This is a genomic window from Pseudomonas sp. 7P_10.2_Bac1 (assembly GCF_025465935.1).
Taxonomy (GTDB): Bacteria; Pseudomonadota; Gammaproteobacteria; order Pseudomonadales; family Pseudomonadaceae; genus Aquipseudomonas.
The window spans coordinates 15,663-41,851 of sequence record NZ_JANLNV010000036.1 but is presented as its reverse complement, the minus strand read 5'-3'; the positions used below and the strand labels follow the sequence as shown (position 1 = coordinate 41,851).

The 26,189-nt window shown below is 59.9% G+C and carries 21 protein-coding genes; 6 read left to right on the top strand and 15 right to left on the bottom strand.

All coding sequences use genetic code 11. The features are described 5' to 3' along the window. Window positions 1-58 precede the first annotated feature (58 nt). Both mutM and NTD86_RS07010 read right to left on the bottom strand, forming a co-directional pair. Entirely contained in the window at window positions 59-871 is an 813-nt protein-coding gene (gene mutM / locus NTD86_RS07015) for a bifunctional DNA-formamidopyrimidine glycosylase/DNA-(apurinic or apyrimidinic site) lyase (RefSeq protein ID WP_262201435.1), read from the bottom strand. Next, complete coding sequence (locus NTD86_RS07010; protein ID WP_262201438.1) at window positions 872-1,684, bottom strand: HDOD domain-containing protein; 813 nt, start codon at window positions 1,682-1,684, stop codon at window positions 872-874. Between the two features lie 201 nt (window positions 1,685-1,885). Here NTD86_RS07010 and NTD86_RS07005 point away from each other — a divergent pair, with 201 nt between their 5' ends. Further along, window positions 1,886-3,082 carry a class I SAM-dependent rRNA methyltransferase gene (locus NTD86_RS07005; protein ID WP_262201434.1) on the top strand — a complete coding sequence of 399 codons (1,197 nt, stop codon included), beginning with the start codon at window positions 1,886-1,888 and terminating at the stop codon, window positions 3,080-3,082. A gap of 81 nt (window positions 3,083-3,163) precedes the next feature. On the opposite strand, the gene NTD86_RS07000 is transcribed toward NTD86_RS07005, so the two are convergent. Both NTD86_RS07000 and NTD86_RS06995 read right to left on the bottom strand, forming a co-directional pair. After that, window positions 3,164-3,925 (bottom strand): N-acetylmuramoyl-L-alanine amidase, encoded by a 762-nt coding sequence (locus NTD86_RS07000; RefSeq protein ID WP_262201437.1) that lies wholly within the window; start codon window positions 3,923-3,925, stop codon window positions 3,164-3,166. Window positions 3,926-4,167: 242 nt separating this feature from the next. Then, window positions 4,168-5,862 (bottom strand): DUF4153 domain-containing protein, encoded by a 1,695-nt coding sequence (locus NTD86_RS06995; RefSeq protein WP_262201433.1) that lies wholly within the window; start codon window positions 5,860-5,862, stop codon window positions 4,168-4,170. Between the two features lie 397 nt (window positions 5,863-6,259). Between NTD86_RS06995 and ilvD the strand changes: the two genes are divergently transcribed. Beyond that, the gene (gene ilvD, locus NTD86_RS06990; protein ID WP_262201432.1) at window positions 6,260-8,107 is read left to right on the top strand and encodes a dihydroxy-acid dehydratase; all 1,848 of its coding nucleotides are present in this window, start codon (window positions 6,260-6,262) and stop codon (window positions 8,105-8,107) included. Between the two features lie 115 nt (window positions 8,108-8,222). Here ilvD and NTD86_RS06985 read toward each other — a convergent pair whose 3' ends face one another. Continuing rightward, window positions 8,223-9,278, bottom strand: a complete 1,056-nt coding sequence (locus NTD86_RS06985) for a haloacid dehalogenase-like hydrolase (protein WP_315974727.1) — start codon at window positions 9,276-9,278, stop codon at window positions 8,223-8,225. Window positions 9,279-9,506: 228 nt separating this feature from the next. Here NTD86_RS06985 and NTD86_RS06980 point away from each other — a divergent pair, with 228 nt between their 5' ends. Beyond that, window positions 9,507-10,898 (top strand): L-cystine transporter, encoded by a 1,392-nt coding sequence (locus NTD86_RS06980; RefSeq protein WP_262201431.1) that lies wholly within the window; start codon window positions 9,507-9,509, stop codon window positions 10,896-10,898. A 158-nt stretch (window positions 10,899-11,056) separates the two neighbouring features. On the opposite strand, the gene NTD86_RS06975 is transcribed toward NTD86_RS06980, so the two are convergent. Next, on the bottom strand, window positions 11,057-11,569 hold the full coding sequence (locus NTD86_RS06975) for a dihydrofolate reductase (RefSeq protein ID WP_262201430.1): 513 nt from the start codon (window positions 11,567-11,569) through the stop codon (window positions 11,057-11,059). Window positions 11,570-11,667: 98 nt separating this feature from the next. Here NTD86_RS06975 and NTD86_RS06970 point away from each other — a divergent pair, with 98 nt between their 5' ends. Both NTD86_RS06970 and NTD86_RS06965 read left to right on the top strand, forming a co-directional pair. Continuing rightward, window positions 11,668-13,047, top strand: a complete 1,380-nt coding sequence (locus tag NTD86_RS06970; RefSeq protein WP_262201429.1) for a DUF2868 domain-containing protein — start codon at window positions 11,668-11,670, stop codon at window positions 13,045-13,047. Continuing rightward, entirely contained in the window at window positions 13,040-14,404 is a 1,365-nt protein-coding gene (locus NTD86_RS06965) for a GTPase/DUF3482 domain-containing protein (RefSeq protein ID WP_262201428.1), read from the top strand. The genes NTD86_RS06970 and NTD86_RS06965 overlap by 8 nt, the downstream gene beginning before the upstream one ends. Before the next feature lie 21 nt (window positions 14,405-14,425). Here NTD86_RS06965 and NTD86_RS06960 read toward each other — a convergent pair whose 3' ends face one another. The 7 genes from NTD86_RS06960 to NTD86_RS06930 form a co-directional block, all read right to left on the bottom strand. Then, a complete protein-coding gene (locus NTD86_RS06960) occupies window positions 14,426-14,983 on the bottom strand; it encodes a phosphonate degradation HD-domain oxygenase (protein ID WP_262201427.1) in 558 nt (185 codons plus the stop codon). After that, entirely contained in the window at window positions 14,983-16,116 is a 1,134-nt protein-coding gene (locus NTD86_RS06955) for a TIGR03364 family FAD-dependent oxidoreductase (RefSeq protein WP_262201426.1), read from the bottom strand. Before NTD86_RS06955 ends, NTD86_RS06960 begins: the two co-directional genes overlap by 1 nt. Window positions 16,117-16,255: 139 nt before the next feature. Continuing rightward, window positions 16,256-17,278, bottom strand: coding sequence for a putative 2-aminoethylphosphonate ABC transporter substrate-binding protein (locus tag NTD86_RS06950; protein WP_262201425.1), 1,023 nt, complete (start codon window positions 17,276-17,278; stop codon window positions 16,256-16,258). 25 nt (window positions 17,279-17,303) lie between these two features. Then, entirely contained in the window at window positions 17,304-19,028 is a 1,725-nt protein-coding gene (locus NTD86_RS06945; protein ID WP_262201424.1) for a putative 2-aminoethylphosphonate ABC transporter permease subunit, read from the bottom strand. Window position 19,029: 1 nt separating this feature from the next. After that, entirely contained in the window at window positions 19,030-20,106 is a 1,077-nt protein-coding gene (locus NTD86_RS06940) for a putative 2-aminoethylphosphonate ABC transporter ATP-binding protein (protein ID WP_262201422.1), read from the bottom strand. Window positions 20,107-20,561: 455 nt separating this feature from the next. After that, entirely contained in the window at window positions 20,562-21,425 is an 864-nt protein-coding gene (locus tag NTD86_RS06935) for a LysR family transcriptional regulator (protein WP_262201421.1), read from the bottom strand. A gap of 16 nt (window positions 21,426-21,441) precedes the next feature. Next, window positions 21,442-23,745, bottom strand: a complete 2,304-nt coding sequence (locus tag NTD86_RS06930) for a heavy metal translocating P-type ATPase (protein ID WP_262201420.1) — start codon at window positions 23,743-23,745, stop codon at window positions 21,442-21,444. Window positions 23,746-23,830: 85 nt separating this feature from the next. Between NTD86_RS06930 and cadR the strand changes: the two genes are divergently transcribed. After that, window positions 23,831-24,280 carry a Cd(II)/Pb(II)-responsive transcriptional regulator gene (cadR, locus tag NTD86_RS06925; RefSeq protein WP_262201419.1) on the top strand — a complete coding sequence of 150 codons (450 nt, stop codon included), beginning with the start codon at window positions 23,831-23,833 and terminating at the stop codon, window positions 24,278-24,280. A gap of 81 nt (window positions 24,281-24,361) precedes the next feature. Here the strand turns inward: cadR and NTD86_RS06920 are convergent, their stop codons facing one another. Both NTD86_RS06920 and lgt read right to left on the bottom strand, forming a co-directional pair. Further along, the gene (locus NTD86_RS06920) at window positions 24,362-25,333 is read right to left on the bottom strand and encodes a thymidylate synthase (protein ID WP_262201418.1); all 972 of its coding nucleotides are present in this window, start codon (window positions 25,331-25,333) and stop codon (window positions 24,362-24,364) included. Window positions 25,334-25,381: 48 nt separating this feature from the next. Then, the gene (gene lgt, locus NTD86_RS06915; protein ID WP_262201417.1) at window positions 25,382-26,188 is read right to left on the bottom strand and encodes a prolipoprotein diacylglyceryl transferase; all 807 of its coding nucleotides are present in this window, start codon (window positions 26,186-26,188) and stop codon (window positions 25,382-25,384) included. Window position 26,189: the final 1 nt, after the last annotated feature.

The window sequence follows — 26,189 nt, the reverse complement described above, 5'->3', positions numbered from 1 at the left end:
CAAATTTTAAAAAAAAAAAACCCCCCCCCCCCCACCCCCGCTCCTACAGGGTTTGGTGTTACTTCTGGCAGCGCGGGCAGAACACGCTGGCGCGCTGGCCCAGCTTGACCTCGCGCAGTTCGGTCCCGCAGACCTTGCAGGCCTCATACGCCCGACCGTATACGAACAGTTCCTGCTGGAAGTAGCCCGGCTGACCATCACCGCCGATAAAATCGCGCAAGGTGGTACCGCCCCGCTCGATCGCCGCCGCCAGCACCCGCTTGATCTCTATCGCCAACTTCAAATAACGCGCCCGGGAAATGCTTCCGGCCGCGCGACGTGGATCAATCCCTGCGGCGAACAACGCTTCGGTCGCATAAATGTTGCCCACACCCACCACCACCGCGTTGTCCATGATGAACGGCTTGACCGCCATCGCCCGCTTGCGCGACAGCTGAAACAACCGTTCGCCATCAAACAGGTCAGTCAGCGGCTCCGGCCCCAGCTTGATCAGCAATTCGTGGTTCAGCGGGTCAAGGCTCCAGAGCATCGCGCCAAACCGGCGCGGGTCGGTGTAGCGCAAGGCCAGCCCAGACTCCAGCTCAATGTCCACGTGTTCATGCTTGAGCGCCGGCAACCCAGCCTCGACCAGACGCAAATTGCCCGACATGCCCAAGTGGCTGATCAACGTCCCGACTTCGGCGTTGATCAATAAATACTTTGCACGGCGCTCGACCTGCACGATTTTCTGCCCGGACAAGCGCACATCCAGGTCTTCGGGGATCGGCCAGCGCAGACGCCGGTCGCGCACAATGACCCGACTAACCCGCTGCCCTTCAAGGTGCGGGGCGATACCGCGGCGGGTGGTTTCGACTTCTGGTAATTCAGGCATCTAGTGCGCCCCCAATTCTCGGATACTTTCTTTCAAGTTCTCGAAGTCATAGTCAGACAGGCCAATGTAGTCCAGCACCAGGTGGCTGATGCTGTTCCATTCGTGGTCTTCGCGCTGATTGCCCAGGACTTTGTACGACGCGCAGATATGCTCGGCCATCTTGAGCACCGCCAGCAGGTTTTTGAGTTGGCTGTTGCGTGATGACTCGTCACTGAAAATCGCCAACGCATTGTGATGGTTGGCAATGGCCTCGGTCAGGTGCGCCGGCAAGCGCCAGGACTTGGCGGTGTAGTAACCGACCACGGCGTGGTTGGTGTTGAAGTGCCGGTTTTCGGTGTCTACCACACGGCGGCCAGGGCCCGCGCTGGCGTAGCCCTGCTCCAGCACGTGCATGTAGTCAGCAAAGCGCTTGAGCATCAAAGGGATGCCGCAATCGTGGAACAACCCCAGCGCATAGGCTTCGTCCGGGGCCGACATCCCGGTGCGCTTGGCCAGCGTCAGGCTGGTCATGGCCACGTCTTGGGCGGTGTCCCAGAAACGGTTGAGGGTGACGATGGTGTCGTCACTCATCTCGCCTTTGATCGACTGGGCGTTGATCAGGTTGATCACCGTGCGGCTGCCCAGTAGCGTCACCGCGCGGCGAATGGACGCTATTTTGTTGGTCAGCCCGTAATACGGCGAATTGACGATCTTCAGCAGCGCACCCGACAAGCCGGGGTCTTGGGCGATCAAGCGAGCGATGACCTCAAGATCCGGATCCGGCATGTACTGCTCCATCTGCAAATCCACCATGATTTGCGGTTGAGGCGGCACGCTGATGCCTTGCAAAGCCTGGCTGATCTGTTGGGATGAAAGCTCTGGGGGCATGTCTGCACACTCTGGAATAGCCGGCGATTCTAGCGGAATTTTCTGCGCGGTTGGGCACGCGATCCGACGCAATACCGCGAATCAGCCGAGCTTGCAGGTGGCGTCTAAGGCTATAATCGCGCCCTTTTCAATACCCGGAGCGACTTCATGTCCCTGCCAAGCCTGCGCCTTAAAGCCAATGCCGATCGACGCCTGCGCGCCGGCCACTTGTGGGTCTACAGCAACGAAATTGATGTAGCTTCCAGCCCTCTTCACGGCTTCAAGGCCGGTGACCAGGCCCTGCTCGAAACCGCGAGCGGCAAACCCCTGGGCATCGTGGCCATGAGCCCGAACAACCTCATCTGCGCTCGCCTGCTGTCGCGCGACATCAAGTTGCCACTCGACAAGTCGCTGCTTGTACACCGCCTGAACATGGCCCTGTCCCTGCGCGACCGCCTGTTCGACAAGCCTTACTACCGCCTGGTGTACGGCGATTCCGACATGTTGCCCGGCCTGGTCGTTGACCGTTTCGGCGACATTCTGGTGGTGCAACTGGCTTCCGCGACCATGGAACAGCACAAAGACGACGTGATCGCAGCGCTGGTACAAGTGCTCAAGCCTCGCGGCATCCTGTTCAAGAACGACTCGGCAGCCCGCGATGCGGAAGGTCTTGAGCGTTATGTCGAAACCGTCTTCGGTCTGGTACCGGAGTGGGTGGCCCTGGAAGAGAACGGCGTCAAGTTCGAAGCACCGGTCATGGAAGGCCAGAAAACCGGCTGGTTCTACGATCACCGCATGAACCGCGCCCGCCTGGCCCCTTATGTCCAAGGCAAGAAAGTCCTGGACCTGTTCAGCTACATCGGCGGCTGGGGTGTGCAAGCGGCTGCGTTTGGCGCCAGCGAAGTAACCTGCGTCGACGCCTCGGGCTTCGCACTGGACGGCGTTGATCGCAACGCCGCCTTGAATGGCCTGGCCGACAAGGTCACCAGCATGGAAGGTGACGTGTTCGAGGCGCTTAAAGAACTCAAAGCCAACGAAGAACGCTTCGATGTCATCGTGGCCGACCCGCCTGCCTTCATCAAACGCAAAAAAGACCTGAAAAATGGTGAAGCTGCCTATCGCCGCCTCAACGAACAGGCCATGCGCCTGCTCACCAAGGACGGGATTCTGGTCAGCGCTTCGTGCTCGATGCACCTGCCCGAAGACGACTTGCAAAACATCCTGCTGACCAGCGCCCGTCACCTGGACCGCAACATCCAGATGCTGGAGCGCGGCGGCCAGGGCCCGGATCATCCGGTGCACCCGGCAATCGTCGAAACACGCTACATCAAGAGCATCACCTGCCGCCTGCTGCCAAACAGCTAAGCGTTGCTGACGTGTGGCGATGGCCTGCAGGCGATCCCTGCCTGCCATCGCCACATGAACGCGCACACGCGGGGCATGGATTCAAGGGAAGTACTTTTCAACCAAGGCATAAATAATGGCCGCCGTCTCAGCATCCAGGACGCCGTCATAATTTTGCGGCCGGAAATGAAGCTGAAAGGCCCGTATTAATTGTTTATAAGCGCTATCACTGGCTACAGCGGAAGTTTCATACCCGTACTTACGAAGTTTCGCTACAACATCGGCTTTAATAGGCAGATCGCGACAAAAGCGTGAGTGATATTTCTGCTTCGTCGACTCTTCATACCAAGCCCCAACGCCAGCAATATAAAGTTCTTTCCAGGGAAACGCAGCGCCCGGATCGCTCTTTCTGCCAATGGAAACATCACTGTGACCCAACACATGGGTGGGTTGAATATCTGGATAGCGTTGCAGAATATCCGCAGCCAGTTCTTTGATCGCCTCCACCTGCGTTGCATTAAAGGGAGGAAACTCAAAGTGACCATTATTGTCGGTCGCCAAGTTAACGATCTCGATACCGATGGCGGTGTCATTTAGATTACTGCGCCCACTCCATTGGCTGACGCCGGCATGCCATGCACGCTCGTTTTCATCCACCAGATTAAAAATGCGCAGATCCGTAAAGCCCGCTTCACTGTAGGTTTGATCCGAGGGGTCGGGAACAAGGTAGTGAGCACTGACCAACGGCCCGGTGAGTGCGTTGATTGAGGCACTAAAATTTATTGCCGTGTAATGCATGATTAAAAAACGAACACGCCGATTAAAGCCTTTGGCGCGATAACGAGTGGCATCTATTGGATACATAATATTCCCGCAGTTATATTTAAACGTCATAAATAAAACTAGCAGGCCAATCCGACTCACTCGCTTAAAAATGTAACAACCTTTATTTTAACTAGCCGATACATAGCTACTACCTAATCACCATTAGCGCTCATATTTATGATGTAACTCACCCTGACGCTGCGAACCCGAAGGCTCACAGCGTTATTGCACTTTCGTAGAGGTCATTAGTTACATTCACACGCCCGCGTCTATAACTGCACTTACTGCGCTCGTGAACCACTCACTTGCGGGCTCAGTTCTACCCCGTCGATGTCCAACGATTGATAACGCGGCTTCACCACCTTCGCATTGCCCTCACGGATCTGCTCGATCAAATGCGGGGTATTGTCCAGTGCTTCAAACGTCCCCGCTTCGTGCCACTTTCCGGCTGGGTCGCGCTTGAAGAAATACAGCGTGTTGCGCCAGGACGTCTTGGGCAGTAACAGCACTTCGCTTTGCCCATCCTGATCCAGGTCGACCGCCCACAGCACACATCCGGGCTTCAAGCAGTCTTCCTTGCTGATCGCCGGATCATCGAACTGCTCGCTGCCTGCGACTTCCGGCCCGATCCACTCCAGCATCCGCTTGTTACGCGCCTGAGTGTCATCACGGCCCTCTGCTCTCTTGAGGCGCTTCAACAATTGTGCGCGCTCAGGTTCAGACAGCACCTGACCGTGCTCGACCTGCGCCAGCAACGCCTCAAACGCCTGCTTGCCCGGTAGACCCAACTGATAGCGCAAGGCCTCTGCATCAAACGCCTGCACCGGGGTTTTACCGCTCAACAGACGCTGCACCTGGTTTTTCGCGCTGAATTGCAACGGGTTGAACCACGGCGTATGAATGGCCAGCAACAGCACCACGCAGGCCAGGGCGATCAACGGATTGCTGACCCGCAAACTGCCCAGCCAGCCCGATTGAGGGGCAAACATCGCCCACACCGCCGCCACACTGTGAGCAAAGACCACCAGCACCAGTAACATCGCCAGCAGGCGGCTAGGGGTCAGGCCATATTGATCAATCCGTAACCAGGTCGAATACCCCGCCAGCACCACCAGCAACGGCAAACACAGCAGGCACAGATCAACCATGCGCACCAGCCATACCGAGTAGCCATGACTGGAGTGCCCGTCCTGAAAAACGCCGTTGAGAAAGAACAGATTGACGGCCACCAGACACACCATGATCGGCGTGGAATAGCCGGTGTTCCAGATCGGCTCAAGCCCGGTGAAAGGCAGCGCACCCACAAAGACGATGGCAATCATCGAACTGAAGGGCAGCAAGAAGCGGCACAACGTGAGCAGAATCCCGCGCAGCAGACCGATCACCCGATCATTCTCGCGCCCCATGTTCAGGCCCAGCGCAAACACCATCATCGAACTGATGTAGATAAAGCCGTCAGTGAAAAACAGCTTATTCAGCGCCACGATCCCGAGCATCTTGAACAGGCCGCCCCACAACAGCAGCAACGACCAGAACACCGCATTGAGCAGCATGCCCAGCAACACGATGAATACCGTGTCCCAGGCATGCCGGAACAAATCTTCATAGCGCGTAAAACGCCCGTCGCGCGTCGGCCAACTGAGGAGAAACGCCGTCACGATGTAGGTGATGACGACCGAGAAAAACGTCCAGCTGCCTTCCAGCCAATGACTGGAGCGCCAAAAGTCCCCGCCCTCCTGAAACGTCCATGCGCTGATGGCCGTCATCAACAGCGTGAACACGCCCAGCAGCCAGATCGTGCCTCGCTGAAAGGCGCTGCCTCCCAGCAAAATCAGATTGATACCGCCGACCAGCGCAAACGTCACCAAAGCAAACTGCAGGCTCGACGCGCCCAAATCGCTGGCCAGCCACAGTAAGAGCCCTTGCACCAGACCAATGGCCAGACACCCATAGACGGAACGGTTGAGGGTAAGCATTCAGAATCCTTGCTGAGAAAAGTCTTTTCTCACTCTAGCCTCTGAGTGTTATGAACGACTAGACCGAGGGGCAAACTGGACACTTTGCGTCGCCAGTGCGGGGCGGACGATAAACCGTTCATCGACTACCTTATTGCGGGCGTTAATCCGATGCAGCCTGAGTCGGCCATCTACCCCCTGATTGGCTGTCTGCCCCGTTCCTTCCCGCCGCCAGCCGTGTAGAATCGACGCATTCATCGCCAATCATCCCCGGCGGGTTTATGAGCTCAGGCCCAAGCGCGCGGCGATCCCGCAGCGTTAACGGCAGCTTGCTGGCACGTAGTCATTTTCTGTGATGCCCGCGGCTTAGAAGCTCACGTCCCTGTTTGTAACCTGATTAGCCGCCCGGAGTTGTTCCATGCCTGACTATCGTTCGAAAACCTCCACCCACGGCCGCAATATGGCCGGTGCCCGCGCGTTGTGGCGCGCCACGGGGATGAAAGATGCCGACTTCAAGAAGCCGATCATCGCCATTGCCAACTCCTTTACCCAGTTCGTACCCGGCCACGTCCACCTCAAGGACATGGGCCAACTGGTGGCCCGCGAGATCGAGCGCGCTGGCGGCGTAGCCAAAGAATTCAACACCATTGCCGTCGATGACGGTATCGCCATGGGCCACGACGGCATGCTGTATTCGCTGCCGAGCCGCGAGATCATCGCCGACGCGGTCGAGTACATGGTCAACGCGCACTGCGCCGACGCCATCGTGTGCATCTCCAACTGCGACAAAATCACCCCTGGCATGCTGATGGCCGCCCTGCGCCTCAACATCCCGGTGATTTTCGTCTCGGGCGGGCCGATGGAAGCGGGCAAGACCAAACTCGCCAGCCACGGCCTGGACCTGGTAGACGCCATGGTCATCGCCGCCGACTCCAGCGCTTCTGACGAGAAGGTTGCCGAGTACGAGCGCAGCGCCTGCCCAACGTGTGGTTCGTGCTCGGGCATGTTCACCGCCAACTCGATGAACTGCCTGACCGAAGCCCTGGGCCTGGCCTTGCCGGGCAACGGTTCGACCCTGGCGACCCACAGCGACCGCGAGCAACTGTTCCTGCAAGCCGGCCGTACCATCGTCGACCTGTGCCGCCAGTACTACGTCGAAAACGACGCATCGGTACTGCCTCGCAGCATCGCCAACTTCAAGGCGTTCGAGAACGCCATGACGCTGGACATCGCCATGGGCGGCTCGACCAATACCATCCTGCACTTGCTGGCCGCGGCCCAGGAAGCCGAGATCGATTTCGACCTCAAAGACATCGACCGTCTGTCCCGCCATGTACCGCAACTGTGCAAAGTGGCGCCGAACATCCAGAAGTACCACATGGAAGACGTGCACCGCGCTGGCGGCATTTTCTCGATTCTCGGTTCGCTGGCCCGTGGCGGCCTGCTGCACACCGACTTGCCGACCGTGCACAGCGCGACAATGGCGGATGCCATCGCCAAGTGGGACATCACCCAGACCGACGACGAAGCCGTGCATACGTTCTTCAAGGCGGGCCCAGCCGGTATCCCGACGCAAACCGCGTTCAGCCAGTCGACCCGCTGGGAAACCCTGGACGACGACCGTGAAAACGGCTGTATCCGCAGCGTAGAACACGCTTACTCCCAAGAAGGCGGCCTGGCCGTGCTGTACGGCAACATCGCGCTGGATGGCTGCGTGGTGAAAACCGCCGGTGTGGACGAGTCGATCCACGTATTCGAGGGCAACGCCAAGATCTTTGAAAGCCAGGACAGCGCCGTGCGCGGCATTCTGGCGGACGAAGTGAAAGCCGGTGACATCGTGATCATCCGCTACGAAGGCCCGAAAGGCGGCCCGGGCATGCAAGAGATGCTGTACCCGACCTCGTACCTGAAGTCCAAGGGCCTGGGCAAAGCCTGTGCCTTGCTGACCGACGGCCGTTTCTCGGGCGGCACCTCAGGCCTGTCCATCGGCCACGCATCGCCGGAAGCGGCAGCAGGCGGTGCAATTGGTCTGGTGCAAGACGGCGACAAAGTGCTGATCGACATTCCGAACCGCTCGATCAACCTGTTGATCAGCGACGAAGAACTGGCAGCCCGCCGTGTCGAGCAGGACAAAAAAGGCTGGAAGCCGGTAGAAGCCCGCCCACGCAAAGTCACCACCGCCCTCAAGGCCTACGCCTTGTTGGCCACCAGCGCCGACAAAGGCGCGGTACGTGATAAGGCATTGCTGGACAAATTGGTGCCATAAGCCAACGCGTTAAACAAAAATCCCGGCCATGTGCCGGGATTTTTGTTTAAACCATCTGCCTGTAGGAGCGAGCTTTTAAAAAATCGCGAGACAAGTTGGCTCCTACAAGGCTGCTTCACTGAATCTCGTCTGGCTTGACGATGACCCAGTTTTTATCAGCGGTCACCGGCAAGCCCGCCTTGGCCTGGGCGGCTGTGTTTTTGGCCATCATGCCTTGCAGTTGCGCCATGTATTTGTCTTTGCGGTTGATCCACAGGTGTATCCCGCCTTTGCTCACGTCGACGCTGTGAAACAGCATGTAGCCGTCACTCGATGGCGTGTCGCCCGCCACCAGCACCGGTTTTTTCCATTGGTCGATGTAGGTCAGGATCGCCGCCTGTTTACCCGCCATCCACGTGGCCGGGGTCCATAAGTAAGGCGTGAGTTCCAGGTCCATGTTGGCCTGTTGGTCGTAGGTACCCGCGCTGATCTGTTTGCGTGCGGTGGTCAGTTCGCCCGTGTCGCGGTTTTTCAGCAGGGTGCTGACGCCAATCACGTTCTGCGGTTTGACGTTGTAGCCGTATTTGGGATCGGCCGCGACCATGCGCACCAGTTCTTCCGAGGCGGCGGTCATCACGTACACGTCGATGCCGTTTTCCATCAGCTTGTTGAACAGCTCAACCTGACCGGCAAATACCTTGGGCGGCTGGATGTCGGCGGTCTTGATCGTGTCGCCTTCGTAGTAAGACACCGGGATCGGCTGACCGGACGCCATTAACTCATCCACATACCCTTTGAGCTGCTGCAGGGTAAAGCCCGAAAACACCTGCGCGACCCACGGGTAGCAGACCATGTCGTCAATTTCGCACAACCGGTAGTAATAGCTGAACAGGCTTTCCGGGTGGTCGGCCGTGTCTTTGAAGGGGATCAGCTTGAGCGACGGGTCCAGGCTGTCACGGGTGATCAGGCCCAGGTTTTCCATGTACGGCAACAACGCTTCTTCCAGGTCGTTGCGGTAACTGGTGTTGTCCATGTCAAAGACCGCGAAGTTTCCCTTGTTCGCGTTGGCGGCAATCATGGCATTCAATTGCTTCGCCTGATCGGCTGGCCAGTGTTCCAACTCGGTGGCCAACACCTGCCCGGCCAAACCCAGACACAGGGTTGCAGCCATCAACTTCGCCGTCAGACTCATCAACTATGCTCCTCAAGAAAGGCGTCGACGCTAGCAAAGCTCTGTGACAGTTTGAGCGTGAATACGACCTCGACCGTCTTGAAAACGTCATACGCTTATTCCAAAAGCGAAGGCGCTCATTCCAGAACGATATATTTCGAGCTATATCAACCTGTTAGCATTTCCGGTTCGAAAAATTTATCGCTTGAAGACGTCACCTGCGTCGTCCCCCTCTCCCCCGGAGCCCTCATGAATGTCCCGCTGATTCTCAATCTGCTGGTGTTCCTCGCGTTGCTGTTCGGCTTGTCGCTGACCCGCCACACCGCGTGGAGCCTGGCGAAAAAAGTCCTGCTGGCGCTGGTTATCGGCGTGCTTTTCGGCTTGGGCTTGCACCTGGTTTACGGCACGGACAGCCAAACCCTGAAAACCTCCATCGGCTGGTTCGAACTGGTCGGCAATGGCTACGTGCAACTGTTGCAGATGATCGTCATCCCGCTGGTATTTGCGTCGATCCTGAGCGCCGTGGCGCGTCTGCACAATGCGTCGTCACTGGGCAAAATCAGTTTCCTGACCATTGGGACGTTGCTGTTTACCACCATGATCGCGGCACTGGTGGGCATCGGCCTGACCAATCTGTTCGGCCTCACCGCCGACGGGCTGGTCGCAGGCGCTGCTGAGATCAGCCGCCTGCACGTGATCCAGAGCGACTACGCGGCCAAGGTGTCGGACCTCAATGTGCCGCAATTGCTGCTGTCGTTCATCCCGCAGAACCCGTTCGCCGACCTGGCCCGCGCCAAGCCGACGTCGATCATCAGCGTGGTGATTTTTGCGGCCTTCCTGGGCGTTGCGGCCTTGCAACTGTTCAAGGACGACCCGGAAAAAGGCAGCAAAGTGCTGAGCGCCATCGACACCCTGCAAGCCTGGGTGATGCGCCTGGTGCGCCTGGTCATGAAGTTGACCCCGTATGGCGTGTTGGCACTGATGACCAAAGTGGTCGCCACCTCCAACCTGCAAGACATCCTCAAACTGGGCAGTTTTGTGGTGGTGTCCTATATCGGCCTGGCGCTGATGTTCGGCGTACACGGGGTGATTTTGTCGGTATCGGGGGTTAACCCGTTGCGCTTCTTCCGCAAGGTCTGGCCTGTGCTGACGTTTGCGTTCACCAGTCGCTCGAGCGCGGCCAGCATTCCGCTGAGCATCGAAGCTCAGACACGCCGCCTGGGTATTCCGGCTTCGATTGCCAGCTTTGCCGCATCGTTTGGCGCAACCATCGGGCAAAACGGCTGTGCCGGCCTGTACCCGGCCATGCTGGCCGTGATGGTCGCCCCGACGGTGGGCATCAACCCGCTGGACCCGGTGTGGATCGCTTCGCTGGTGGCCATTGTGACAGTGAGTTCGGTGGGCGTTGCGGGCGTGGGCGGCGGTGCAACCTTCGCGGCCCTGATCGTGCTCCCGGCCATGGGCTTGCCGGTGTCATTGGTGGCGTTGCTGATTTCGGTCGAGCCCTTGATCGACATGGGCCGCACGGCGCTGAACGTCAGCGGTTCAATGGTCGCCGGTACCGTCACCAGCCAGGCCTTGCACCAGACCGACAAGGCCATTCTGGCTGAAGACGATCATGGTGACCTGGCGCATACATAAAGGCTCGCCCTCACCCCAGCCCTCTCCCGGAGGGAGAGGGCGCTTTACCGAGGTGTTGCCACATTCAGCGTTGATCTTGCAGAACGCAGCCACTCCAGAGCATCCCCCAATCAGTCCCCTCTCCCTCTGGGAGAGGGTTAGGGTGAGGGGCTTTGATCTTAAGCCCTTTCCCACACCTCAAAGCTGAACGCCGGTTTGCCCTCTGCGGCCGCGTGCTGGTCTTCTGAGACCAGCTTCCACTGCGCCGGATCAAACTCAGGAAACCACGCATCCCCCTCAGGGCTCAAACCCACGCGCGTCAGGTACAACCGATCGGCATCCGCCAACCCCTGGGTGTACAACTGCGCGCCGCCGATCAGCATCAGTTCGCTCACACCCTGCTCAGTGGCCCAGGCTTCGGCGCGCTCGATGGCCGCATCAAGCGAAGCAAACACTTCGGCACCTTCAAGCTGCAGATCGGTCTGACGACTCACCACCAGGTTCAAGCGCCCCGGCAGCGGGCGGCCCAGCGAATCCCAGGTCTTGCGACCCATAATGATCGGCTTGCCCAAGGTGGTGGCCTTGAAGTATTTAAAGTCCGCCGGCAAATGCCACGGCATGCTGTTGTCGATGCCGATCACGCGGTTTTCACCGAGGGCCGCGATCAGGCTGAGGGGGAGTGATTTTTTCATGCCGCCGAGGATACCAGAGCCGCCCGCGCTGTCAGTACCCCGCCTGACTAACCGGCATACAGCGGTTATGCTCATGACTCACTTGAATGGAATGTCGCGTGACTGAACTTTCCCCGCTGCAACGTCTTTGGCTGACCGAAACCGTGCGCCTGCGCGAAGAGCACGCCGGCCCGCTGGACGATCTCGAAGCCAACCGCCGCGCCCGCAACAGCGCCGGTGACCTGGCCACACGCCTGCAAAACCGCGCACTGTGGCTCGCTGAGCGCGATGGGCTGGTCACGGCCATGCGCCATTGGCTGCAAGGCTCGCGCCTGGCCCTGCTGGGCCTCGTGGTACTGGCCATCCTTAGTGGCGCTGGCATGGCCTTCGCCGCGCTGGGCAATGGGCAAGCCCCTGTCAATGTGTTCTGGGCGCTTGGCAGCTTGCTCGGTTTAAACCTGATTTTGCTGATTAGCTGGCTGCTGGGCCTGTTGTTCGCCGGTGAGCACGGCGCCAGCCTTGGCCGTTTGTGGCTGTGGCTCAGTGATAAATTCGCCCGCGACGCCAAGGCCGCCCAGTTGGCCCCAGCGTTATTACTGCTGTTGCAACGCCAGAAACTCAATCGCTGGGCGTTGGGCACATTGGTCAATGGGCTGTGGCTGCTGGCAATGCTCAGCGCGCTGACGCTCATGCTGTTACTGATGGCCACCCGCCGTTATGGCTTCATCTGGGAAACCACTATCCTCAGCGCCGATGTGTTCGTCAGCGCCACCCGCGCCCTTGGCGTGGTGCCCGGCTGGTTGGGGTTTACCGGCCCGACCGAAGCCATGATCCGCGCTAGCACCGACACCAGCTTGAGCAGCGAAGCCGTTCGCCAGGCTTGGGCCGTGTGGCTGGTGGGCGTGCTAGTGGTTTACGGCGTGTTGCCGCGTCTGCTGCTCGCAGCCTTCTGCCGCTGGCGCTGGATACGTGGGCGCAACGCACTGCTAATGGACCTCAACCTGCCCGGCTACAGCCAACTGCGCGAACGCTTGATGCCGAGCAGCGAGCGCCTTGGGGTCAACGACGTGGCCCCCGAGCAACTGCATAACGTGCACGCCGGGCAGACCGACCTGGACACCGACGGCGCACTGATTGTCGCCATCGAACTGGACAACCAGCACCCGTGGCCACCCAAACTGCCCACCACGATCAAGGACGCCGGCATTCTCGACAGCCGCGAATCCCGGCAAAAACTGCTGGAGCAAATGACCCGCTTCCCGCCCGCTCGGCTGGCGATTGCCTGCGACCCACGGCGCTCGCCCGACCGTGGCAGCCTTGCCCTTATCGGCGAACTGGCACGCAGCGCGGCCTCTACCCGCATCTGGCTGCTGCAAGCACCGCCCGGCCAGGCGCTGGACGCCGACCGCCTCAGCGACTGGCACCATGCACTGGAAAAACTCGGGCTGCCGTTTGCCACCAGCGCCCCGATCAACTGGTTGGAGACAGGCCATGACTAAGCCACTGACGCTGGCCGTCGTCGGCCACACCAATGTCGGCAAGACCTCGTTGCTGCGCACCCTCACCCGCGATATCGGCTTTGGCGAAGTGTCCCATCGCCCCAGCACCACCCGGCATGTGGAAGGGGCGCGCCTGTCGGTAGACGGCGAACCGTTGCTGGAGCTGTACGACACGCCGGGGCTGGAAGACGCCATCGCCCTGCTCGATTACCTGGAACGCCTCGACCGCCCCGGCGAGCGCCTGGACGGCCCGGCGCGGGTCGCACGTTTTCTCGAGGGCAGCGAAGCGCGCCAGCGCTTTGAGCAAGAAGCCAAGGTGCTGCGCCAGTTACTGGCCTCCGACGCCGGGCTGTATGTGATCGACGCCCGTGAGCCGGTGCTGGCCAAGTACCGCGACGAACTCAGCGTGCTGGCCAGTTGCGGCAAGCCGCTGTTGCCGGTGCTCAACTTTGTCAGCAGCCCCCAGCACCGCGAGCCTGAGTGGCGCGACGCCCTGGCCCGACTCGGCCTGCATGCGTTGGTGCGTTTTGACAGCGTGGCGCCGCCTGAAGACGGCGAGCGACGTCTGTATGAAAGCCTCGCCTTGCTGCTGGAGCACTCACGCGACGCGCTGCAGCGCTTGATCACCGATCAAGAGGCCCAACGCGAAGCGCGAAAACACAGCGCCCTGCGCCTGATCGCTGAACTGTTGATCGACTGCGCCGCTTGCCGCCGCAGCGTGGCCAGCGAGAAAACCATCGAGCAGCAAGCCATCAATCAACTGCGCGAAGCGGTTCGCCAACGTGAGCAGCGCTGCGTTGAAGCGCTGCTCAAGCTGTACGGCTTTCGCCCCCAGGACGCGGCGGCCAGCGACTTGCCGCTGCTGGACGGACGTTGGGGGGACGACTTGTTCAACCCCGAAACCCTCAAGCAACTGGGGGTGCGCGTGGGCAGCGGGATTGCCGCCGGGGCCGCCGCCGGGGCGGGCGTGGATTTGATGGTCGGCGGCCTGACCCTGGGCGCAGCGGCACTGGCCGGAGCGATTGCTGGCGGCGCGCTACAAACCGCGCGCAGCTACGGCAGCCGTTTGCTGGGCAAACTCAAAGGCCAGCGTGAATTGACCGTGGATGACAGCGTGCTGCGCTTGCTGGCCTTGCGTCAGCGCCAGTTGCTGCACGCACTGAATGCACGTGGGCATGCGGCGGTCGACAGCATCCAGGTGGCCACCCCGCAAGACAAAACCTGGCGCGAAGGCAAACTGCCCGAACCGCTGAACAAGGCGCGGGCCTACCCACAATGGTCGTCGCTCAACCCGCACCCCAAATTGAGCCAGGCTGAACGCCAGGAACAGATCGAGCTGCTGGCCGAGCAAATCTGACTAAGACACCTCCCACAAGGGTTATGTGTTTAATAGCTTCAAGGCTTTGGCCTTAAGCATGTGCAGGTCGATGATCGGTACATTCATTTGCTTGGCCTGTTCGTCCCACAGCCGCATACGCAGACTGAGTGGGCACAACGGGTCTTGCTCAAACGCATCGGCCTCGGCTTCGCTCATCACACCGCCCTGATAACCCAACGTCTTGATGCTGGCTTCGCTCAACAGGTCGTAATAGCCGGGTTGGCGCAACGTCAGGTAGCGCTTGGCCTGTACGTGATATTCCACCAGTTTGGCCATACGCTCACTGAAACCCGCACGGCGCAGGTAGTCGGCTCCTAACTGTTCATGGCTGACTACGCCATATCCGCCCATGTTCTGTGCATTTTTGGCGCATAAATGCCCAATATCATGAAAGAACGCGGCCAGCACCACTTCGTCGTCATGCCCTTCGGCCATCGCCCATTGCGCCGCCTGAGACATGTGCTCGAGCTGCGACACGGGTTCACCGATGTAGTCGTCGGTGCCGAACTGCTGATACAAGGCAAAAACCTGATCTACCGCCTGTTGCGCCGGTGTCATCACGCCTCCCCCAGTAAACGCGCCATGTTGCGCTCGGCCATCGCCGGGCCAACGCTCATGCCCACCCCGGTCTGCATCAAGGCGGCGCTCAAGCCCGGCGCCACGGGCAGCCAGGTAAACGGCTTGACCCCACGTGCGCCATACACGCCCTGCCAACGCTCAACCACCTGCACTTCACAGCCCAGCGTGTCTTCGCACAACTGCAACATCCAGTTATCAACCTGTTCGGCGTTGAAGGGCGATGGATCGTCGCTGTAATCGTGAGAATCGCCGACGATCAGGTCGCCATGAGGTGTCGGGCTGATCAACAGGTGGATACCGTGCTGATCCAGATGCGGGCTGTCGCGCAGGATCTCGGCCTGCACCGCCGCTGCCTCCGGCAAATCGGCAAAGGCGCCGTAATGCACACAGCTCAGGCCGGTGAGCAGGGCGTGTTGCAGCTGCAAATCGACTTTTGGTCGCACGCGCAGCATTTGCAGGCGGCAGATGTGCGGGTTGAGCGTGGCCAATGGTTCGGCCAGCAGGGTTTGATAGTCATGCCCTGAACAGACGATTACCTGCGCGCCTTTAAAGCTGCCCTTTGCGGTATGGACCTGACCCGGCTCAACGTCGCGCACCAGCGTCGAAAAATGAAACTCGACGCCGAGGTCGCGCTGCAGGTACTGCACCAAGGCCGGCATCGCTTCGCGCGAATACACCTGTTGATCGTCCAGCCCGTGCAGTGCTGCGCGGTGATGGTTGAACTGGCCGCCGTACAGTGCGTCGAGTTCGGCGCCGCGCAGCAGTTCGGTGCGGTAACCGTGTTCGCGGGCACGGCCCTGGCAAAAGGCTTCCAGCAGATGCTCTTCAGCCTCAGTGCGGGCAAACAGGTACGAGCCGTTGCGCTTGAGGTCAAAGCCCGCCTGTTGCGCCCACTCGCCCCAGATACCCCGGCTGGCCTGGGCCAGATCGAGCATCACCCCTGGAGGCTGGCCGGTGACCAGCGCCTGGCCAAAGTTGCGCACCGACGCGCCCAGAGGTGTATTGGTGCGCTCGAATACATGAACGTTAAGCCCGCGTTTGGCTGCGGCGTAAGCATGGGACAGCCCCAGAATGCCTGCGCCGACGATGAGAATTGAGTTGGATTGGGACATCTCGACATCCTTGGATTACGGCACCCTCACCCCAGCCCTTTCCCAGAGGGAGAGGGAGCAGATACGGGCTGTACACAAAATCGAAAACACCTCGGTAAAGCGCCCTCTCCCTCCGGGAGAGGGCTGGGGTGAGGGGCTTTTAGTTCGTCACTTTCTCGGTCTTGCCGTCATAGCGCTTGCGCCATTCGGTCAAAATTTCATCGCGGTTTTTCGAGGCCCAGGCGAAGTCGTTTTTAATCAGGCGCTGTTCATAGTCAGCAGGCAACTCGGTCTGCGGCTTGGCAATACCCGGCTGCGCCAACACGGCGAAGTTCTCTTTATAAAGATCCATCGCCGCCGGGCTGGCCGAGAAGTCAGCCAGCTTTTGCGCCGCAGCTGCATGGGGCGTGCCTTTGATCACAGCGGTCGCTTCGATCTCCCAGCCCAAACCTTCTTTAGGCAGGATGATGTCCAGCGGCGCGCCCTGGCGCTTGAGCTGCACGGCCGGGTATTCAAACGAGATACCAATCGGGAACTCACCCGAAGCGGCCAATTTGCACGGCTTGGAACCGGAATGAACGTACTGGCCGATATTCTGGTGCAGGCCGTCCATGTACACCCAGCCCTGCTTCTCGCCAAAGGTTTGCAGCCACGCGCTCACGTCCAGAAAGCCGGTCCCGGACGAAGCAGGGTTTGGCATCACGATCTTGCCCTTGTATTCGGGCTTGGTCAGGTCTTGCCAGCTCACCGGCTTGCTCAAGCCCTGTTTTTGGGCTTCGACGGTGTTAAAGCAAATGGTCGCGGCCCACACGTCCATGCCGACCCAGGCGGGGGGATTGGCCGAATCGCGATAGTTAGCGCCAATCTTGGCCAGGTCGTGGGGCGCGTAAGGCTGCAGCATGCCTTGTTGATCGAGAATCGCCAGGCTCGACGCCGCCAGGCCCCAGACTGCATCAGCCTGCGGGCGGTCTTTCTCGGCCAGCAGTTTGGCCGTGATGATGCCGGTGGAATCACGCACCCATTTGATTTCAACGTCCGGGTTGGCCTTCTCGAAGGCTTGCTTGTAGCTCTTCAACTGCTCGGCTTCGAGGGCGGTGTATACGGTCAGTTCGGTTTTGGCGGCAAACGCGTTAACACTGAAAGCAGTGAGGACAGCAGCGACAAGAGCAAGAGGCTTGAACATGGTGCGGTTCCTTGTGGTTGAGGGGTTATTGCGCAGGAGCGCCCTGGCGCCATGCCTGGGAGCGGCGCAGCACGCCGCGTGAGGCCCAGGCCAGCAGCAGGGACACGCCGATGGAGGTGAACAGGATCAATGTCGACATGGCCGCCGCGCCGCCCACATTGCCGGCGTCGTCCATGTTCAGCACCGCCACCGCCGCGAGGATGGTGTCGGGGCTGTAGAGGAAGATCGCCGCAGAAACAGTGGTCATCGCCGAGACGAACAGGTAACGCACAATGTCCAGCAACGCAGGCAGGCAAATCGGTACGGTGACGCGCCAGTAGTGGCGGTACAGCGGCGCCTTGAGCGACAACGCGACGGCTTCGAATTCGCTGTCGAGTTGGCGCAGCGCCGTGGTGGCGGTCATTTGCGCGGTGGTCAAATAGTGAGCAATGGTGCACACCACCAACAGGGTCATGGTCCCGTAGAACACGTGCAGCGGGTTGCCCGGCAGGTTGAAAAAGAACACGTAGCCCAACCCCAACACCAGACCCGGCACCGCCATGGGGATGAAACTGAGCATGCGCAGTATCAGGTTCAGGCGTTTTTGGCCGTTGGTTTTCTCCATCAGGTACGCGCCGGTGAAGATCACCGCGCTGCCGATCAGTGCCGTGCACAGGGCCATGGTCACGCTGTTGCGATAGGCCAGCCAGCCGCCGCCAGCGGTGTCGTTGAATTGGTAGTGGTTGAGCGAGAGCGACAGGTTGTAGGGCCAAAACTTGACCAGCGACGAGTACACCGCCATCCCGAATACCAGCAGCAAGGCAGCGCAGATCAACAGCACGATGACCAAATAGCAGCCGTCACGCAGCTTTGAAGGCACCGGCTTGAAGACCTGGGCACGCCCGCTCATGGCGTCGCCATGCTTTCGGCGCAACCACGCATCGACCGCGAAGCTGAACAGCGCGGGTAGCAGCAAGACCATGCCGATCAGCGCACCGCGGCCAAACTGTTGCTGGCCGACCACGGCCTTGTAGGCTTCCAGCGCCAGCACTTGATAGTCGCCGCCCACCACCACAGGCACACCGAAGTCAGTGATGGTCAGGGTAAAGACCAGACAGAATGCGGCAAATACGGCTTGGCGAGTACCCGGCCAGGTGATGCTGCGAAACGCCTTGAAGGGCCCCGCGCCCATGCTCGATGCCGCATCGAACAGCCGCGCATCGGCCAGCGACAAGGCAGACAACAGAATCATGAGGGCGTGGGGAAAGGTATAGATCGCTTCGCCGAGCACGATGCCCCAGAAGCCGTAGATGTTGTCCGAAATCAGCCCGCGCAACACGCCCTGATTGCCAAACAGGTACACCAGCGCAATACCCGGCAACATCGACGGCGCCATGAGTGGAAGCAATGACAACCCGCGCCAGATACGTTTGCCGGGGATCAGCGTACGTTGCAGCGCGTAGGCAAACAGGTACGCCAGCGGCACCACAATCGCCGCTACGCTGAAGGACACTTTGAGGCTGTTGCCCACCAGCCAATGGAAGTTGTCGCTGGTAACCAATTCCCGCGCAGCGACCCAACCGCCACCTTGGCCGTCTTGCGCACTGAAGCCGCGCCAGAAGATCGCCAGTAAGGGCATCAGCACCGCGATGCTGAGCAACAGCAGCAACAGCCCTTTGCCGCCGATCACGAAAATCTTGTCTCCACGCTCGGCCCGCGGGGCGTTGGAGGCGCGCTTGTCGCTGAAGGGCAACGTCACTGGCGCGACCATCTCAGGCAAACACCTGAAGGCTGCTCGGCGGCAAAGCGACGAAGATGTCTTGTGCGCCCAGGCGCGGCAGGTCATGGCTGCCGACTTCGGCCGTAAGCGGGTGACCCGGCAAATGGTTGAGCTCAAAGCTCATGCGGCAACGATTGCCGAGGAAGGTAATTTCACGCACCCGTGCCGGAAACAGGTTTTCCTCATGCAGAGCCGGGTTCACGCTGATCGCCTCGGGGCGGCAGAACAGGCGACCCGACTCGGCAGGTCCGGCGTCGGCCGCCAAACGCATGTTGATACCGCCCACTTGAGCGTAACTGCCGCGGTGATGATCAAACGGCAGCCAGTTGCCTTGCCCGACAAACTCGGCGACAAACGGGGTGGCGGGCTTGTTGTAGATCTCTTGTGGGGTGGCGTACTGCTCGACCTTGCCGTTGTTCATCACCGCAATGCGGTCGGCCATCAGCATGGCCTCGTCCTGGTTGTGCGTCACCATAAGGGTGGTGATGCCCAGGCTGCGTTGCAGTTGGCGTAACTCGGTACACAAATGCTCGCGCACCCGGGCATCCAGCGCTGACATGGGTTCGTCGAGCAACAGCAATGACGGCGCCGGTGCCAGGGCGCGGGCCAGGGCAACACGTTGTTGCTGGCCGCCCGACAATTGGCCGGGGAATTTCTTTTCGCTGCCGGTCAGGCCCACCAGCTCCAGCATCTCGCTGACGCGTTTGCGCACCACATCGCGATTACTGCCGGCCAGGCCGTAGGCGATGTTGGCTTCGACGGTGAGGTTGGGGAACAGCGCATAGGATTGGAACAGAATCCCGTAGTCCCGTGCTTGCGGGGCGAGGCCAGACACGTCGCGTGAACCGAGGTACAAGACGCCCTCATCCTGACGCTCCAGCCCGGCGATGCAGCGCAACAACGTGGTTTTACCGCACCCCGAAGGCCCGAGCAGACACACCAGCTCACCCGCTGCCACCTCCAGTGAAACGCTGTCCAGCGCGGTAAAAGCGCCAAAGCGCTTGCTCACATTGCGCACCTTCATCGGCACGCCGGGTTGGGTCAAAGGAGTTGCGTTGGAGCGGTTCATGGATGCACCTCATCAAGCAGATGGGGTCATCCTAGAGACGCTATGCGTACAAGATGTGGCAGTTTGGCAAAAGCTGCCGATAGGGGTATTGGTGAATTTTGGGGTAAATCAAGATCAAAAACGCCCTCACCCTAGCCCTCTCCCGGAGGGAGAGGGGACTGATTGGGGGTTGCTGAAGATTTTTTGCACCCTGAAGATCTTGCACCGAATCTGACTACACCTCGGTAAAGCCCCCTCAGGAAATGAGAGCTGATTGAGCAGTACTGAAGATTTTTTGCACCCTGAAGGTCTTGCACCGAATCTGACTACACCTCGGTAAAGCTCCCTCAGGAAATGAGAGCTGATTGAGCAGTGCTGAAGATTTTTTGCACCCTGAAGGTCCTGCACCGAATCTGACTACACCTCGGAAAAGCTCCCTCTCCCTCCGGGAGAGGGTTGGGGTGAGGGGCTTTGGGTCAGCAGCCTGCCATTTCCTGGGCCAACCCCAGAAAAGCCGCAGGCAAGCGCGCCGACTTTCGCTCTTTGAGGCAGTACAAATACTCGACGATCATCGGCGCACCTTCGAGGCTCAACACGCGCAGTTGCGGGTCGTGAGGAACTTCCTGGCGGGCAATGATGCTGATGCCAATATTGCGCAGCACCGCTTCACGGATCGATTCCCGACTGCCAATTTCCAGTAACGGGCCAAACCCCACCCCGGCGCTTTTGAGCAATTCTTCAGTCAGTTTTCGCGTGGTCGAGCCTTGCTCACGCATGAGCAGACAGTGTCCAGCCAACGCACTCAGCGGCACGTGGTCCAACTTGGCCAGTGGATGATTGCGGTGCACTGCCACCACCAGCGGGTCTGAACCCAAGACGCGGCGTATCAGCCTCGAGTCTTCCAGCAGTTGCGATGAAGCGGCAATGTCGACGCGGTATTCGTCCAGCGCTTCGAGTACTTGCTGCGAGTTGCCGATGTCCACCGACACCTCAATGTGCGGCAAGCGCTCACGAAAGGTTTTGACCAGATCCAAAATGTAATACGGCGCCGTGGCCGCAATGCGCAAGGCACCTGTACCGTGGCCGCTGTTGCGTAAAAAGAACTCGATATCGGCCTCTTGCTGCAACAACGTTTTAACCATCGGCAGCAAGCGCACGCCGTCATCACTGAGGGTCAGGCGCCGCCCGCCACGGTAAAACAGTTCCACGCCGTATTGGCTTTCGAGCTGGCGGATCTGGGTGGTCACGGTCGGCTGGCTCAACCCCAGCTTTTTCGCCGCCTGGGTAATGCTGCCCAACTGGGCCACCCGGTAAAACGCTTTCAGCTCGGCACTCAACACTGCGGCCTCTCTTGATCTATTTACGCACTAGACGCAACCCGTTAAACACCACCAACAAGCTCACGCCCATGTCAGCAAAAACGGCCATCCACATAGTGGCCAGACCCATGAAGGTTACCGTAAGAAAGATCGCTTTGATGACCAATGCCAGAGCAATGTTCTGTTTCAAAATGCTTGAGGTATCACGTGACAAGCGGATAAACGTCGGGATTTTGCGCAGATCGTCGTCCATCAAGGCAACATCAGCGGTCTCTATCGCCGTATCTGTACCGGCCGCGGCCATCGCAAAACCAATCTCCGCGCGGGCCAAGGCCGGTGCGTCGTTGATGCCGTCGCCCACCATGCCCACGTGATGGCCCTGTGCATAAAGCGCTTCGATGGCCTTGAGCTTGTCTTCCGGCAACAGGTTGCCCTGCGCCTGATCGATGCCCACCTGGGCCGCGATCGCGTTGGCGGTGTGCGGGTTGTCGCCGGTCAGCATCAGGGTCTTGACCCCCAGTGCATGCAGTTCGCGAATCGCTTCGCGACTGGATTCCTTGACCGTGTCGGCCACCGCAAACAAGGCCATGGGGCCCGCGCTGTCGATCAGCAAGATCACGGTTTTACCCTGTTCTTCCAGGGCGAAGAGTTTCTCTTCAAGCGCAGGCGAGCACAGGCCAAGCTCTTCGATCAGGCGATGGTTGCCCAAGTGGTAGACCTTGCCGTCGATTTCACCACGCACGCCGCGCCCGGCCAGCGCAGTGAAGTTATCCACAGTACGCAACGACAGGTTTTTATCCACAACCGCATTGGCAACCGCCAGCGATACCGGGTGATCGGAGCGCGAAGCCAGGCTTGCCGCCAGCAGCACGGCACTCTCGGTGTACAGCGGATCAAGCGGCACGAAGTCGGTTTGAACCGGCTTGCCGTGGGTGATGGTGCCGGTTTTGTCCAGTGCCACATAGTCCAGTTTGTGACCGCTTTCGAGGTACACACCGCCTTTGACCAGAATGCCTTTGCGCGCCGCAGCGGCCAGACCGCTGACGATGGTCACCGGGGTCGAGATCACCAGCGCACACGGGCACGCCACCACCAGCAGCACCAGCGCACGGTAGATCCAGTCGAACCACGCGCCGCCCATCAGCAATGGCGGGATAATCGCCACTGCCAGTGCCAGCAGGAACACCACCGGGGTGTAGATTTTCGAGAAGCTGTCGACAAAGCGCTGGGTTGGCGCACGGGCGCCCTGGGCTTGTTCCACCGCAAGGATGATGCGCGCCAGGGTCGAGTTGCCAGCCGCCGCGGTGACGCGAAACTCCAGCGAACCGGCCTGGTTGATGGTGCCCGCAAAGACTTTGTCGCCCACGGTTTTTTCTACCGGCAGGCTCTCGCCGGTGATCGGCGCCTGATCAATGCTTGAGTTGCCCGACACCACTTCGCCGTCCAGGCCAACGCGCTCGCCCGGCTTGACCCGCACAATAGCGCCCAACTCAACGTCTTTGACCTCACGTTCGAGCCAGGTGCCGTCAGCTTGCTGCACGGTGGCTTTGTCCGGGGCCATTTGCATCAGGCCGCTGATGGCGTTACGCGCACGGTCCAGAGACTTGGCTTCGATCAGCTCGGCCACGGTAAACAGGAACATCACCATCGCCGCTTCGGGCCATTGGCCTATCAGCAGGGCGCCCGTCACCGCGATGCTCATCAATGCGTTGATGTTCAGGTTGAGGTTTTTAAGGGCAATCCAGCCTTTTTTGTAGGTGGTCAGGCCACCGCTGAAGATCGACACCAGCGCCACCAGGGCAATGACCCAGGTCGGCGCTGCGCCGGTAAAGTGCAACACCTCGGCAGCCAGCGCCCCGACACCGGACACGGCCAGCGGCCACCAGTGTTTTTGAGGCGCAGGCGCAAGCGGTGCGTCGGCATCAGTGCCCGCCTCCAGTGGATCGGCCTGCATGCCCAGGGTTTTGATGGCCGCAACAATCGGGTCAGTCGACGGCAGGTCGTGGGTCACCACCAACACCCGATTGATCAGGTTGAACTCCAACTGCTGCACACCGGCCAGCTTGCCCAGCTTGTTCTGGATCAGGGTTTGCTCGGTGGGGCAGTCCATGGCTTCAATGCGGAAACTGCTCAAGCGAGCGCCCACCGACACATCGGCGCTGAGTTTGATCACGCTGGGAGCAGCCGTGCTCGAACAGCAACTGTGGGCATGGCTGGCGTGGTCGTGCTTTTCCTCATGGCCGTGGTCGTGGTCATGGCCGTGGTCATGGTCATGGTCATGGTCATGGTCATGGTCATGACCAGCATGGGGTTTGTGCGGGGTGTGAATGGAGTCGCTCATCGGGTGCGTCCAAAAAAGGTGCCTGTTGCCAAGTAAAGACCCTGTAGCCACTATAGGGTCAAGCATCCTTTGGGAGATAAGCGCGATGAAAATTGGTGAACTGGCGAAATTGACCGATTGTCAGGTCGAAACCATCCGTTATTACGAGCGAGAAGGCTTGTTGCCAGAGCCTGCGCGCAGCGACGGCAATTACCGTTTGTACACCCAGGCGCACGTCGAGCGGCTGACGTTTATCCGCAATTGCCGCAGCCTGGACATGACTCTCGAAGAAATCCGCAGCCTGCTGAACCTGCGCGACAGCCCGCAGGACCAATGCCAGAGCGTGAATGCGCTGATCGACGAGCATATCCACCACGTCAAGGCGCGCATCGATGGCTTGCAAGCCTTGCAGGCACAACTGCTCGACCTGCGCCAACGTTGTGGCGAAGGGCCGGGGATGGATCAGTGCGGGATTTTGCAGCGCCTGGAAGTCAGCGGCTCAGTGACAGCGCCAGAAGGCGAACCGAGCCATGTGGGCAGAAGCCACGGGCACTAGCCCTTGTAGGAGCGAGCTTGCCTCGCGATCTTTTGATCGTTAAAAGATCGCGAGGCAAGCTCGTTCCTACAGTTTGGCGGGTTAGACCGCCATCGGTGCGGTCATGGGGGCGTGGTGCTGGTAGCCTTCGAGGCTGAAGTCGCTCGGCTCGATCAGTTCCAGCCACTGCGGCTGGTAAACGCCAGTCTTGGCGAATTCCGGCACACGATCCGAAATCACCAGTTTGGGCATCGGGAACGGCTCGCGGGTCAGCTGTTCGTTGAGCATGTCCAGGTGGTTTTCATACACGTGGGCATCGCCAATGAAGTAGGTGAACCAGCGGGGCGTGTAGCCGGTCAGGCGGCCGATCAGGCTCAGCAACGCGGCGCCTTCGGTCAGGTTGAACGGCGTACCCAGGCCCAGGTCGTTGGAGCGGATGTAGAGCGTCAGGGAGATTTCCTTGGTCTCGACATTCGGGTGGAACTGGTACAGCAGGTGGCACGGCGGCAGGGCCATTTCGTCGAGCTGGGCACAGTTCCAGCCGTGGAACAGAATGCGACGGCTGCCCGGATCATTGATGATCGTGTCGACGCACTGGCGCACTTGGTCGATGGCCTTGTACAGCACTACGTAGGCCTCACCGTCTTCTTCGCCTTCGGCAATCAGGCGGTAGCCTTGGCTCAGGCACAGCTCGATGGCCGCCTGGTTACTGCGCGCCACTTGTTTGTACGCGGGCCATTTGCGCCATTGCACGCCGTAGATCTCACCCAGGTCGTCTTCGCCCTGACGGAACGGGTTGGCCAGCCATTGAGCGTTTTCGTTGGCGTTCTGGTCCCAGACCTTGCAGCCCAGTGCGCGGAAGTCCGCTGCGTTGTTCACAGGGCGCAAAAAGCCGCACATCTCGCCAATCGCCGACTTGAACGCCATGCGCCGCGTGGTGATGGCCGGAAAGCCTTCTTTGAGGTCGTAGCGCAACATGGCGCCCGGCAGACTGATGGTCTTCACACCGGTGCGGTTGGCTTGCAAGGTGCCATTTTTAATGACGTTGGCAACGAGGTCGAGATATTGCTTCATGGTATTCCTAGCGTTTGAATGCAGGGCCGCGGGCCCTGCAATTCGACTTTAATGCGCAGCCTTTTGAGCCGCCGGATCACGGTTGTAAGCCAGCCAGATCAGGAACAGGCCGCCCGCGATCATCGGGATGCAGAGGATTTGCCCCATCGTGACCCAACCGAAGGCCAGGTAGCCCAACTGAGCGTCCGGCACGCGGACGAACTCGACGATGAAACGGAAGATCCCGTAGAACAGGGCGAACATCCCGGAAACCGCCATTGTAGGGCGCGGCTTGCGCGAGTACAGCCAAAGCACCAGGAACAGTGCCACACCTTCCAGCGCAAATTGGTAAAGCTGCGACGGATGGCGCGCCAAATGCTGTGGGTCGGTCGGGAAAATCATCGCCCAAGGCACGTCGCTGGCCTTGCCCCACAACTCGCCGTTGATGAAGTTACCAATGCGCCCTGCGCCCAGGCCGATAGGCACCACCGGTGCGATGAAGTCCAGTATCTGGAAGAACGACTTACCGTTGCGCTTGCCGAACCACCAGGTCGCCAGCATCACGCCGATCAGGCCGCCGTGGAACGCCATGCCGCCCTTCCATACTTCGAAAATCAGCAACGGGTTGGCGATGTAGGCGCTCAGGTCGTAGAACAACACGTAGCCCAGGCGGCCGCCGACTATCACGCCCATGGCCACCCAAAACACCAGGTCCGAGAGTTTCTCTTTGGTCCAGGTCGGATCGAAGCGATGGAGCCGCTTCGACAGGATCAGCCAGGCGGCGCCTATGCCGATCAGGTACATCAGGCCGTACCAATGGATTTTCAGCGGTCCAATGGCCAATGCCACCGGGTCAATCTGCGGGTAAGGCAGCATT

Bases quoted from the DNA above. Each gene is read 5' to 3' on its own strand.
- mutM (WP_262201435.1), bottom strand. From the start codon at position 871: ATGCCTGAATTACCAGAAGTCGAAACCACCCGCCGCGGTATCGCCCCG.
- NTD86_RS07005 (WP_262201434.1), top strand. From the start codon at position 1,886: ATGTCCCTGCCAAGCCTGCGCCTTAAAGCCAATGCCGATCGACGCCTG.
- NTD86_RS07000 (WP_262201437.1), bottom strand. From the start codon at position 3,925: ATGTATCCAATAGATGCCACTCGTTATCGCGCCAAAGGCTTTAATCGG.
- NTD86_RS06995 (WP_262201433.1), bottom strand. From the start codon at position 5,862: ATGCTTACCCTCAACCGTTCCGTCTATGGGTGTCTGGCCATTGGTCTG.
- ilvD (WP_262201432.1), top strand. From the start codon at position 6,260: ATGCCTGACTATCGTTCGAAAACCTCCACCCACGGCCGCAATATGGCC.
- NTD86_RS06985 (WP_315974727.1), bottom strand. From the start codon at position 9,278: ATGAGTCTGACGGCGAAGTTGATGGCTGCAACCCTGTGTCTGGGTTTG.
- NTD86_RS06980 (WP_262201431.1), top strand. From the start codon at position 9,507: ATGAATGTCCCGCTGATTCTCAATCTGCTGGTGTTCCTCGCGTTGCTG.
- NTD86_RS06975 (WP_262201430.1), bottom strand. From the start codon at position 11,569: ATGAAAAAATCACTCCCCCTCAGCCTGATCGCGGCCCTCGGTGAAAAC.
- NTD86_RS06965 (WP_262201428.1), top strand. From the start codon at position 13,040: ATGACTAAGCCACTGACGCTGGCCGTCGTCGGCCACACCAATGTCGGC.
- NTD86_RS06960 (WP_262201427.1), bottom strand. From the start codon at position 14,983: ATGACACCGGCGCAACAGGCGGTAGATCAGGTTTTTGCCTTGTATCAG.
- NTD86_RS06955 (WP_262201426.1), bottom strand. From the start codon at position 16,116: ATGTCCCAATCCAACTCAATTCTCATCGTCGGCGCAGGCATTCTGGGG.
- NTD86_RS06950 (WP_262201425.1), bottom strand. From the start codon at position 17,278: ATGTTCAAGCCTCTTGCTCTTGTCGCTGCTGTCCTCACTGCTTTCAGT.
- NTD86_RS06945 (WP_262201424.1), bottom strand. From the start codon at position 19,028: ATGGTCGCGCCAGTGACGTTGCCCTTCAGCGACAAGCGCGCCTCCAAC.
- NTD86_RS06940 (WP_262201422.1), bottom strand. From the start codon at position 20,106: ATGAACCGCTCCAACGCAACTCCTTTGACCCAACCCGGCGTGCCGATG.
- NTD86_RS06930 (WP_262201420.1), bottom strand. From the start codon at position 23,745: ATGAGCGACTCCATTCACACCCCGCACAAACCCCATGCTGGTCATGAC.
- cadR (WP_262201419.1), top strand. From the start codon at position 23,831: ATGAAAATTGGTGAACTGGCGAAATTGACCGATTGTCAGGTCGAAACC.
- NTD86_RS06920 (WP_262201418.1), bottom strand. From the start codon at position 25,333: ATGAAGCAATATCTCGACCTCGTTGCCAACGTCATTAAAAATGGCACC.
- lgt (WP_262201417.1), bottom strand. From the start codon at position 26,188: ATGCTGCCTTACCCGCAGATTGACCCGGTGGCATTGGCCATTGGACCG.